Here is an 11718-nt window from a genome sequence, read left to right on the forward strand (position 1 = left end):
GCCGGGGGCGGAGGTGGCGGCGGTGAACGGGCCGCGGTCGGTGGTGCTCTCGGGGGACGAGGGTGCGGTGTTGGAGGTGGTGGGTCGGTTCGCGGGTCGGCGGACGCGTCGGTTGCGGGTGAGTCATGCGTTCCATTCGGCGCGTCTGGACGGGATGTTGGCGGAGTTCGGTGCGGTGGCGTCGTCGTTGACGTTTCGGGCGCCGTCGATCCCGGTGGTGTCGAATCTGACGGGCCGGGTGGCCTCGGTGGGGGAGCTCACGGATCCGGGTTACTGGGTGCGGCAGGTCCGGGAGGCGGTTCGGTTCGCGGATGTGGTCGGGGAGTTGGGCGGGCAGGGGGTGACGACGTTCATCGAGTTGGGTCCGGACGGCACGCTGAGCGGCTTGGTCGAGGCGGCGCTGGAGGGGCCCCGCACGGCGGCGGCGCTGCGTCGGGACCGGGGTGAGGTGTCGACGGTGTTGGCGGCGTTGGCCCGGGTTCATGTGGAGGGTCATCCGGTGGATTGGACGGCTCTGTTGGGTGCGGAGCGGCCGGTGGGGGTGGTGCTGCCGACCTATCCGTTCCAGCGCCGCCGCTACTGGTTGGAGACCGCCACCCGCACCGCCGACGCCGGCGGCCTCGGCCTGGTCGATGCCGGCCATCCGCTGCTCGGGGCCGCCACCCGCCTGCCGAACGGCGGCGGTGCGCTGCTCACCGGACGGCTCTCGCTCGCCACCCACCCGTGGCTGGCCGACCACGTCGTGCAGGGCACCGTGATCGTCCCCGGTACCGCGCTGCTGGAGCTGGCGATCCGGGCCGGCGACGAGGTCGGCGCCACCGTGCTCGACGAGCTGGTGGTGGAAGCCCCGCTGGTGCTGCCCCAGCGCGGCGCCGTGCACGTCCAGGTCGCGGTCCAGGAGCCGGATGCCACCGGCGCCCGCGCGGTCACCGTGCACTCCCGCCCCGCCGGGACCCAGGAGGAGTGGACCCGCCATGCGTCGGGTGCCCTGCTGAGCGGCCCGGCCGACCCGGGCGAGGCCCTGACGGCCTGGCCGCCGCCGGGTGCCGAGCCACTGCCGGTGGACGAGGTCTACCCGGAGCTGGCCGCCGCCGGTCTGGCGTACGGACCGGCCTTCCGCGGCCTGCGGGCGGCCTGGCGGGACGGCGACACGTTCTTCGCGGAGGTCGAGCTGCCCGCCGAGCACCGGGACCAGGCCGGGCGCTTCGGCCTGCATCCGGCGCTGCTGGACGCCGCCGTGCACATCACCGCCCACCACGGCCTGGCGGACACCCCGCCGGGGGCGAGCCGGCTGCCGTTCGCGTACACCGGGGTGCGGCTGCACGCCGCGGGCGCCGGGGCGCTGCGGGTCAGGCTGCGGTACACCGAGCCGGAGGCCATCTCGGTCGAGGTCGCCGACGCGACCGGCGCACCGGTGGCCTCGGTGGAGGCGCTGCGGGCACGCCTGGTCTCCGCCGAGCAGCTCGCCCCGGCCGGCGACGAGGACCGCGACGCCCTGTTCGAGCTGACCTGGCCGGAGTCGGCGCGGCCCGCCGACGCGGCGGAGGACTTCGAGCGGCTCACGGTCGCGGCCGGTCAGGAGGTGTTGCCGGAGGTGCTGGCCGCGGTGCAGTCCTGGCTGGGGCACGCTGCGGAGGATGCGCGGCTGGTGGTGGTGACCCGGGACGCGGTGGCGGTGGCGGGTGGTTCGCCCGATCCGGTGGTGGCGCCGGTGTGGGGGCTGCTGCGCTCCGCGCAGTCCGAGCACCCGGGCCGGATCGTGCTGGTGGACACCGACGGCGACCCGGCCTCCGAGCAGGCGCTGGCCGCGGCCGTCGCCACCGGCGAGCCCCAACTCGCCCTGCGCGAGGGCAGGATCAGGGTGCCGAGGCTGGCCCGGGCGGAGGTGCCCGAGGTCGGCACGGCCCGGCCGTGGAACCCGGACGGCACGGTGCTGATCACCGGTGGCACGGGCGTGCTCGGCGCGCTGCTGGCCCGACACCTGGTCGAGCAGCGCGGCGTACGTCAGCTGCTGCTGCTCTCCCGCAGCGGCCCCGACGCCCCCGGCGCCACCGAACTGCGCGCCGAGCTGGAAGCGGCGGGCGCACAGGTGACGATCGCGGCGGCCGACGCGGCCGACCGTGCGGCGCTCGCCGCCGCCATCGCCGCGATCCCGGCGAAGCACTCGCTCACCGCCGTGATCCACACCGCCGGCGTGGTCGACGACGGCGTGTTCACCGCCCTCACCCCGGAGCGGCTGGCCACCGTCTGGGCCCCCAAGGCCGACGGCGCCCGGCATCTGCACGAGCTGACCCGGGGCCACGACCTGGCCGCCTTCGTGCTCTACTCCTCCGTCGCCGCCGTGCTCGGTGGCCCCGGGCAGGCCAGTTACGCGGCGGCCAACACCTACCTCGACGCGCTCGCCGCGCACCGCCGCGCCATCGGCCTGCCCGCGCAGTCGCTGGCCTGGGGCCAGTGGGCCGAGGTCGGCGGCGTCACCGCCCACCTCACCGAGGCCGACCACCGGCGGGCGGCCCGGGCCGGCCTGCGGCCGATCCCCGGCGCGCGCGGCGCCCGGCTGTTCGACTCCGCGGGCCGGGTCGACGCCGGCTATCTGGTGGCCGCCCCGCTGGACCTGCCGGCGCTCCGCGCCCAGGCCGAACTCCCGCTGCTGCTAAGGGCCCTGGCGCCCGCACCGCGCCGTACGGCGGCCCGATCCGGCGCCGCCGGCGACGGGGCGCTGCGGTCCCGGCTGGCCGCGCTGGGCGCCGAGGAGCGGACCGCGGCGCTGCTGGAGCTGGTCCGCACCGAGGTGGCGGCCGTGCTGGTCACCGAACCGGCGGCGGTCGCGCCCGGCCGCCCGTTCAACGACCTCGGGCTGGACTCGCTGACCGCGGTCGAGCTGCGCAACCGGCTCACCGCCGCGACCGGCCTGCGGCTGGCGCCCACGATCACCTTCGACCGGCCCGACCCGACCGAACTCGCCCGCCACCTGGCCGAGTTGATCGGGGAGGGGCCGGTCGGGGGCGGACCCGAGCCGGTGCCGGCGAGCGGGGACGACCCGCGGCACCCGCTGTCGACGCTCTACCGGCGGCTCGCCGCCCAGGGCAGCTTCGCCGAGGCCTCGGCCCTGATCGGCGTCGCCTCCCACCTGCGGCCGCGGTTCACCGGGCCCCAGCGGTCCGCGCACGCCCTGGCCCCGATCCGGCTCGCCACCGGGGACGGCCCGCTGGCGGTGGTCGCCTTCCCGGCGCTGAGCGCCATCTCCGGTCCGCACGAGTACGCCCGCCTGGGCCACGCCTTCGAGGGTGAGCGGGACGTGTTCGTGCTGCCCTCGCCCGGCTGGGCGCCGGGCGAGCACCTGCCGGACAGCCTCGACACCTTCTTGACGCTGCACACCGAGGCCGTGCTCGACCTGGTCGGGACGGAGCGGCCGTTCGTGATCGTGGGCCGTTCGATGGGCGGCTGCGTGGCGCACGCCGTCACCGAGCGGTTGGAGTCCCAGGGCCGTCCGGTCGCCGGGCTGGTGCTGGTCGACTCCTACCCGATCGACAGCGCCGTCCGCGAGGGCATGGGGGAGTGGTGGCTGACCGCGATGCTCGGCGGCATGCTCGACCGGATCGAGCAGTACGACATGGTGTGGAGCGACGCCAGCCTGACCTCGATGGGCGGCTACAACACCGTCTTCGACGGCTGGCACCCCGGCCCGGTCGCGGCACCGGTGCTGGCGCTGCGGGCCGACACCCCGCTGCGCGGCACGGTGCTGGACCCGACGGGCCGCCAGGACTGGCGCGCCTACTGGCCGGTGCCGCACGAGGTGCGGGACATCCCCGGCGACCACTTCACCGTGCTGGAGCAGCACACCCCGACGACGGCGGACGCCGTCCGGCAGTGGATCGAGACGAAGGAGCAGGCATGGTCGACCCGGTAGTCCTGGTGACCGGAGCGGCGTCGGGCATCGGCGCGGCGGCGGTCCGGCTGTTCGCCGAACGCGGTCACCGCGTGGTCGCGGTGGACATCGACAAGGCGGGCCTGGACGAGTTCGCCGAACTGGACGGCGTGGTGACGCTGGCCGGCGACGTGGCCCAGGAGGACACCAACACCCGCGCCGTCGAGCTGGCCCGGGAGCGGTTCGGGAGGCTGGACGCCGCGGTGCTGAACGCCGGCATCGGCGGCGGCGGGCCGCTGGAGTCGCCGGGCGCGGTGGAGCGCTTCGACCGGCTGTTCGCGGTCAACGTGCGCAGCGTGGTGCTCGGCCTGCGGGCCGTCGTGCCGGCCCTGCGGGCGGTCGGCGGCGGGTCGGTGGTGGCCACCTCCTCGGTCTCGGGCCTGCGCGGCGACCCGGGCACCTGGGCGTACAACACGACCAAGGCGGCGGTGATCAACCTGGTGCGGGCGGCCGCGATCGACTACGCGGCCGAGGGCATCCGGGTCAACGCCATCGCGCCCGGCGGGACGGTCACCGCGATGACCGCCGGCCAGGTCGCCGACCCCGAGTTCTCCGCCTTCATCACCCGCCGGATCCCCGCCCAGCGCTGGGCGGACCCGCGGGAGCAGGCCGAGGTGCTCTGGTTCCTCGCCTCGCCCGCCGCCTCCTACGTGACCGGGGTGACCATTCCGGTGGACGGCGGCCTGAGCGCCAACGGCGGCATCCTGCTGCCCCCGCCGGCCCGTACCTGACCCACCACCACCGTTCCAACCAACCTAGGAGAGAACAGAGATGAGCATCGAGGCGAACAAGGCCCTGGTCGAGCGCTACTACCACGAGCTGGTCAGCGAGCAGCGGATCGACCTGGTGGAGGAGCTGATCGCCGAGGACGCCGCCGACGAGACCCTGGTGGGCCCGGGCGGCAGTGGTACCAGGGAGGACTTCCGGGACCACCTGCGCGGGCTCTGGGCGAACGTCCAGGACGTCAAGGCGACCGTCGAGGACCTGGTGGCCGAGGGCGACCGGGTGATCGCCTTCTGGCGGATCGAGGGCGTCCACGTCGGCCCGGTCTTCGGTGTCCCCGCCACCGGACGCAGTTTCACCGGCCACAGCATCAGCACGCTGACCATCCGGGACGGCAAGGTCGTCCGGTACAACGTGCTGCCGGACCGGCTCGGCATCATCCGGCAGCTCGCCGCCGTGCCCGTCTGACCCCGCGATCCCCGTAACACCCACCCCGCCCGGACAGGCCCGGCCCGGCGTACCGCGCCGGCCGGGCCTGTCCCGCACCCACCAGGAGGCCCCCGTGCCCGCCCGGCCGACCCCGTCCGACGCCGAGCAGCTGCGGCAGCTGCTCGCCCGCTTCTCGCACGCCTTCGACAACGCCGACGCGGACGCCCTCGGCGAGGTGTTCGCCGCCGACGGCACCATCGAACTCGCCCGCACCGGTGCGGTGTTCAACGGGCTCGCGGAGATCCGCAGGTTCAGCCAGGAGCTCGGCCCGCAGTCTCCCGACCACCAGACGCTGGACTCGGTGCTCACCCTCGAGGCCGACGGCACGGTCCGCGGCCGCAGCCGTTATCTGGCGATCCTCGCCGACGGCAGCGTGCACAACGGCGACTACTTCGACGCGTTCGTACGCACCCCCGACGGCTGGCGGATCGCCCACCGCCGCTCGGTGCCCCGCTATCCGCTCTGAGCCCCGTGCGCCGGGGGCACCCGTCAGGGGTGCGCTAGGGGTCGGGTAGGGGTGCCCGGGAGCCCGGCCCGCGGATAGTTTTTCGGCATTCGCCCAGCTCAACCCCCGCCATTCGCAATGGAGTCACCAGCATGCCCAGAACCGGGCCCCGGCCCCTTCCGCTGCTCGCCGTCCTCACCGCAGGAGCGCTGCTCATCGCCGGCTGCGGCTCCGGAGGGGCCGGCCCGGCGCAGGACACCGCCCAGGGCGCACCCGTCCAGGGCGGCTCGCTCACCTACGCCACCGACGTCGAGCCGATCTCCTTCGACATCCACGTCAGCCAGCAGGACATCACCGGCGCCATCCAGCGCAACGTCTTCGACTCGCTGGTCCACCAGGACGCCTCCGGCGAGTTCCAGCCCTGGCTGGCCACCGCCTGGGAGATCGCACCCGACCTGAAGAGCTACACCTTCCACCTGCGCGACGGCGTGAAGTTCACCGACGGCACGCCGTTCGACGCGGAGGCGGTGAAGGCCAACTTCGACCGGATCGTCGCCAAGGAGACCAAGTCCCAGTACGCGGCCAGCCTGCTCGGCCCGTACACCGGCACCGAGGTGATCGACCCGCACACCGTGAAGATCGCCTTCGCCGAGCCGTTCGCGCCCTTCCTGCAGGCGGCCAGCACCGCCTACCTGGGCTTCTACTCGCCGAAGACGATCAAGGAGAACGGCACCAAGCTCGGCTCCGGCGGCCCGGTGGACGTCGGCACCGGCCCGTTCGTCTTCACCAGCTACACCAAGGGCCAGAACGTCGTGCTCAGCCGCAACCCCGACTACGCCTGGGCGCCGACCGGCGCCGGCCACCAGGGGCCCGCGTACCTCGACAAGCTGACCATCCGCTTCCTGACCGAGGACTCGGTCCGCCTCGGCGCCCTGACCAGCGGCCAGGTGCAGGTCGCGGACCCGATCCCGCCGGCCAACGTCAAGACCGTGCAGGCCGATTCGCGACTGAAGCTGCTCTCCACCGACGCGCCCGGCGCCAACTACGCACTGGTGCTGAACGCCAGCAAGGCGCCGCTGGACGACCCGCAGGTGCGCAAGGCCGTCCAGCGCGGCATCGACCTCGACACCGACATCAAGAGCGTGTACTTCGGCGTCTACAAGCGCGCCTGGAGCCCGATCTCGCCGACCACCCCCGGCTACGCCAAGTCGCTGGAGAACTCCTGGCCGTACGACCGGCCGGCCGCCGACAAGGCGCTCGACGACGCCGGCTGGACCACCCGCGACGCCGACGGCTACCGCACCCGGGGCGGGCAGCGGCTCACCCTGGAATGGCCGCTGCCGCCCGCCGAGTTCGTCCGCGAGCAGCGCGAGACCCTCGGCCAGGCGATCCAGGCCGACCTGAAGAAGATCGGCATCGAGGTCACCCGCCCCCGGCTCGACATCGGCACCTACATCTCCAACGTCTACGGCGGCAAGGAGCACATCGCCGACTACAGCTGGGCCCGCTTCGACCCGGACGTGCTGCGGCTGTACTTCAACAGCGCCAGCCAGCCCGCCAAGGGCGGCCAGAACGCCACCTTCTACCAGGACGCCCAGCTGGACGAGTGGACCAACGCCGGCAAGGCCACCTTCGACAAGACGGTCCGCCAGGACCTCTACGCCAAGACCCAGCAGCGGGCCATCGACCTCGGCCTGATCGTGCCGCTCTACGTGCGCACCTCCGTGGTGGGCCGCTCCGCCCAGGTGCAGGGCCTCACCGCCGACCCGAACACCTGGCTGAACTTCCACGACGCCTGGCTCGGTAAGTGAGATGAGCCGATCCGACCTCGCCCTCCCCGGGCTGCTGCGCGGGGCGGCACGACGACTGCTCGGCGCCCTCGCGGTGCTGCTCGGGGCCGCGACGGTCGCCTTCGCCGCCCTCCAGCTGATCCCCGGTGACCCGGTCACCGTGATGCTGGGCCCGGGCACCGCCGCCACCCCCGAGGTGAAGGCGCAGATCCGGGCCCAGTTCGGCCTCGACCAGCCGGTCGCCGTGCAGTACCTGCACTACCTGGAGCGGCTCGCCACCGGAGACCTCGGCGAGTCCTACCAGCTCCAGCGGCCGGTCGCCGACCTGATCGGCGACCAGCTCGGCCCCACCGTCCAACTCGCCCTGGCCGCACTGCTGCTGGCCGCCGCCCTCGCGCTGCTCGGCGCGGTGGCGACGGCCGGCCGCCGGGGCGCCCTGCGCACCATCGGATCGCTCGCCGAGCTGCTCGCCGTCTCCAGCCCCTCGTACTGGACCGGGATCCTGCTGCTCACCGCCTTCTCCTTCCAACTGCAGATCTTCCCGGTCGCCGGGGACCAGGGCCTACCGGCCCTGGTGCTGCCCGCGGTCACACTCGCCCTCCCGGTCGCCGGCGTCCTCGCCCAGGTCCTCCGGGAGGGCCTGGAGAGCGCGCTCGGGCAGCCGTTCACGCTCACCGCCCGCTCCCGCGGGCTCGGCCGGCCCGCCGTGCTGCTGCGCCACGCGCTGCGGCACGCGGCCGCCGCCACCCTCACCCTGGCCGGCTGGCTCACCGGCTCGCTGCTCGGCGGGGCGGTGCTGGTCGAGAGCGTCTTCGGCCGCCCCGGCATCGGCGCGCTCAGCCTCCAGGGCACCACCAACAAGGACATGCCGCTGGTGATCGGCCTGGTCCTGCTCTCCGCCCTGGTGTTCGTGCTGATCTCCACCCTGGTCGACCTGCTCCACCTCGCCGTCGACCCCCGACTCAGGAGCCGGTGACCCATGGCCAGACCCGCCGCCGGCCGCACCACCCTGGTGCTCGCCTCCGCCCTGCTCGCCCTGATCGTGCTGGCCGCCCTCGCGCCCGGCCTGTTCACCCACGCCTCCCCGGTCGAGACCGACCCGGCCGGGGCCCTGACCCCGCCCGGCGCCCGCCACTGGTTCGGCACCGACCAGCTCGGCCGCGACCTGTTCGCCCGCGTCCTGCACGGCACCCGGCCCTCCCTCCTGCTCGGGCTCGGCGCGACCGCCCTCGCCGTGGTCGGCGGGGCCGTGCTGGGCCTGGCCGCGGCGCTCGGCGGCCGCACGGCCGACCAGGTGCTGATGCGGCTCGCCGATGTGCTGCTCAGCCTGCCGCCGATCCTGCTGGCGCTGCTCGCCGTCAGCGTGCTCGGCACCGGTTCGGTCAATGTGATGATCGCCATCGCGGTCGCCTTCGTCCCCGGCTACGCCCGGATCGTCCGCGCCGAGACCCTGGTGGTGCGCCGGTCCGGCTACGTCGAGTCCGCCGTGCTGCTCGGCCTGCCGCGCCCGCTGCTGATCGCCCGGCACGTGCTGCCCAACGCGATCGGGCCGATGCTGGTGCTGGCCACCGTCGGCTTCGGTGCCTCGCTGATCGCCGTCTCGGGGCTGAGCTTCCTCGGCCTCGGCCCGCAGCCACCGTCCCCCGAGTGGGGCGCGATGCTCTCGCAGGGGCGCAGCTTCCTGCAGACCGCCTGGTGGATCGGTGTCTTCCCGGGTGCCGCCATCACCCTCACCGCACTCGCCGCCGGCGCCGTCGGACGCCGCGCGCAGCGCCGCTTCACCCAAAGGACCCCGGTATGACGCTGCTTGCCGCCGACGGCCTGGACGTGCGCTTCGGCGCCGTCCACGCCGTACGGGACGTCTCCTTCACCCTCGACCGGGGCGAGTGCCTGGCCGTGGTCGGCGAGTCCGGCTCCGGGAAGAGCGTCACCGCCCGCACCCTGGTCGGTCTGACCGGCGCCGGAGCCACCGTCACCGCCCGCGGGCTGCAGTTCGACGGCCACGACCTCACCACCCTCACCGAGTCCGCGTGGCGCACCGTCCGCGGCCGCCGGATCGGGCTGGTCCTCCAGGACGCCCTCACCTCGCTCGACCCGCTGCGCACGGTCGGCGCCGAGGTCGGCGAACCGCTCCGGGTCCACCGGCTCGCCGGTCGACCCGAACGGCCGCGCCGGGTCAGGGAGTTGCTGGCCGACGCGGGCATCCCCGACCCCGAGCGGCGCGCCGGGCAGTACCCGCACCAGCTCTCCGGCGGACTGCGCCAGCGGGCCCTGATCGCCTCCGCCCTGGCCGGCCGCCCCGACCTGCTGATCGCCGACGAGCCGACCACCGCGCTCGACGTCACCGTCCAGGCCCAGGTGCTCGACCTGCTGGACGGCCTCCGGCAGCAGGGCACCGCGCTGCTGCTGATCAGCCACGACCTGTCCGTGGTCGCCCGGCTCGCCGACCGGGTCGCGGTGATGCTCGGCGGCCGGATCGTCGAGTCCGGCCCCACCGCGCGGCTGCTCGCACACCCCCGGCACCCGTACACCCGGGCCCTGCTCGCCGCCGTCCCCGGCGCCGCCACCCGGGGCTCCCGGCTGGCGGCTCCGCACCCCGACGGCACCCCGCCGGGGCCGGACGGCTGCCCGTACGCGCGCCGCTGCCCGGCCGCCGACCGCACCTGCCGTCAGACCGTGCCGCCGGTCGACGGACACGGCGCGCGGTGCTGGCACCCGCAGGTGGCCACCGCGGCGCTGTCCGTCGCGGCTCCCGCTCCTGCCCCGGTGGCCGCCCCCGGCACCTCGCCCACGGCCGGTCCCGAAGGTGACGGGGTGCCGCTGATCGAGGTCGACCGGATCTCGAAGTCCTTCGGCGGCCGCCCGGTGGTCCAGCAGGTCTCGCTCCGGCTGGCGGCGGGCGAGACGCTCGGGCTGGTCGGCGAGTCCGGCTCCGGGAAGACCACGGTCGCCCGGATCGTCCTCGGCCTGGAGCACCCGGACTCCGGCACCGTCCGGCTGGACGGCCGGGCGTGGAGCGCCCTGCCCGAACGGCGGCGGCGCGGCGAGCGGCTGCGCATCCAGGCCGTCCAGCAGGACCCGCTCTCCTCCTTCGACCCCCGCCACACCGTGCAGCAGCTGATCGGCGAGGCCCTGGCCCGCACCGGCGTCCCCCGCGGCCGCGAGCGCCGCAGCCGCGTCACCGACCTGCTCGACCAGGTCGGCCTGCCGTCCGCGCTGCTCGGGCGCCGCCCCACCGAACTCTCCGGCGGCCAGCGCCAACGCGTCGCGATCGCCCGGGCGTTGGCGCCGGCCCCGCGGATCCTGGTCTGCGACGAACCGGTCTCCGCGCTCGACGTCTCCGTCCAGGCCCAGATCCTCGACCTGCTCGCCGACCTGCGCCGCGACCTCGGCCTGGCGATGCTGTTCATCTCGCACGACCTCGGCGTCGTGCACCACCTCGCCGACCGGATCGCCGTGATGAAGGACGGCCGGCTGGTGGAGACCGGAGAGGTGGACCAGGTCCTCGCCCACCCCGAGGCCGACTACACCCGCAGGCTGCTCGCGGCGGCCCTCCCGGTGGCGCTCCCGGCGGCCCTCCCCGCCCGGGCGGCCGGGTGACCGGCGCACCGGCCCGGCCGACCGCGCCGGGGCCCCGCTCCGGAGCCGGCATGATCAGCCTGGTCCTGCCCGGTGCGGTCGCCTGGGCGGAGTCGTTCGGGGAGCACGGTGAAGGCCGCCTGCTGCCGCAGGAGGAGCGGCTCACCACCGCCATGGTCCCGGCCCGGCGCGCCGAGTTCACCGCCGTCCGGGCCTGCGCCCGGCAGGCGCTCGGCCGGCTCGGACTGCCGCCGGTGCCGATCCTGCCCGGCCCGCGCGGCGAGCCGCGCTGGCCCCGGGGCATCGTCGGCAGCATGACCCACTGCGCGGGCTACCGGGCCGCGGCGGTGGCCCGGGGCAGCGACCTGCCGGTGCTCGGCATCGACGCCGAGCCCCACCAGCCGCTCCCACCCGGCGTCCTGACGGCCGTCTCGCTGCCCCAGGAGCGTTCCCGCCGGCACGCGCTGCGCCGGGCCGACCCCGGGATCCACTGGGACCGGCTGCTGTTCAGCGCCAAGGAGGCGGTGTTCAAGGCCTGGTACCCGATGACCGGGCGCCCGCTGGACTTCGCCGACGCCGATGTCGTGCTGACCCCGGACGGCACCTGGTGGGCCCGGTTGCGGCTGCCGCACCCGCCCGGCGCCCCGCACCCCCGCGGCTTCACCGGACGCTGGCTGGTCTCGGACGGCCTGGTCCTGACCGCGGCCACGGCGCCGCTGCGGTGAAGCATCGCCGGCGGACGTCCGGCCACCCGATCGTCCTCG

General features: G+C 75.1%; 9 protein-coding genes. All 9 read left to right on the forward strand.

The window, feature by feature from the left end; all coding sequences use genetic code 11:
- Nucleotides 1-67 precede the first annotated feature (67 nt).
- The 9 genes from AB0K43_RS23125 (at nucleotide 68) to AB0K43_RS23165 (ending at nucleotide 11679) form a co-directional block, all read left to right on the forward strand.
- The gene (locus AB0K43_RS23125) at nucleotides 68-3910 is read left to right on the forward strand and encodes an SDR family NAD(P)-dependent oxidoreductase (protein ID WP_363642804.1); all 3843 of its coding nucleotides are present in this window, start codon (nucleotides 68-70) and stop codon (nucleotides 3908-3910) included.
- Entirely contained in the window at nucleotides 3895-4659 is a 765-nt protein-coding gene (locus AB0K43_RS23130) for an SDR family oxidoreductase (RefSeq protein ID WP_363642668.1), read from the forward strand. The genes AB0K43_RS23125 and AB0K43_RS23130 overlap by 16 nt, the downstream gene beginning before the upstream one ends.
- A 40-nt stretch (nucleotides 4660-4699) precedes the next feature.
- Entirely contained in the window at nucleotides 4700-5119 is a 420-nt protein-coding gene (locus tag AB0K43_RS23135; RefSeq protein ID WP_363642670.1) for an ester cyclase, read from the forward strand.
- A 94-nt stretch (nucleotides 5120-5213) separates the two neighbouring features.
- Entirely contained in the window at nucleotides 5214-5606 is a 393-nt protein-coding gene (locus AB0K43_RS23140) for a nuclear transport factor 2 family protein (protein ID WP_363642672.1), read from the forward strand.
- Between the two features lie 131 nt (nucleotides 5607-5737).
- Entirely contained in the window at nucleotides 5738-7396 is a 1659-nt protein-coding gene (locus tag AB0K43_RS23145; RefSeq protein WP_363642674.1) for an ABC transporter substrate-binding protein, read from the forward strand.
- 1 nt (nucleotide 7397) lies between these two features.
- Entirely contained in the window at nucleotides 7398-8351 is a 954-nt protein-coding gene (locus AB0K43_RS23150; protein ID WP_363642676.1) for an ABC transporter permease, read from the forward strand.
- A gap of 3 nt (nucleotides 8352-8354) precedes the next feature.
- On the forward strand, nucleotides 8355-9176 hold the full coding sequence (locus AB0K43_RS23155; RefSeq protein ID WP_363642678.1) for an ABC transporter permease: 822 nt from the start codon (nucleotides 8355-8357) through the stop codon (nucleotides 9174-9176).
- Nucleotides 9173-10975 (forward strand): ABC transporter ATP-binding protein, encoded by a 1803-nt coding sequence (locus AB0K43_RS23160; RefSeq protein ID WP_363642680.1) that lies wholly within the window; start codon nucleotides 9173-9175, stop codon nucleotides 10973-10975. Before AB0K43_RS23155 ends, AB0K43_RS23160 begins: the two co-directional genes overlap by 4 nt.
- 50 nt (nucleotides 10976-11025) lie before the next feature.
- A complete protein-coding gene (locus AB0K43_RS23165; RefSeq protein WP_363642682.1) occupies nucleotides 11026-11679 on the forward strand; it encodes a 4'-phosphopantetheinyl transferase superfamily protein in 654 nt (217 codons plus the stop codon).
- The last annotated feature ends 39 nt before the right edge of the window (nucleotides 11680-11718 follow it).

It is taken from the genome of Kitasatospora sp. NPDC049258, from assembly GCF_040678895.1.
GTDB lineage: Bacteria > Actinomycetota > Actinomycetes > Streptomycetales > Streptomycetaceae > Kitasatospora.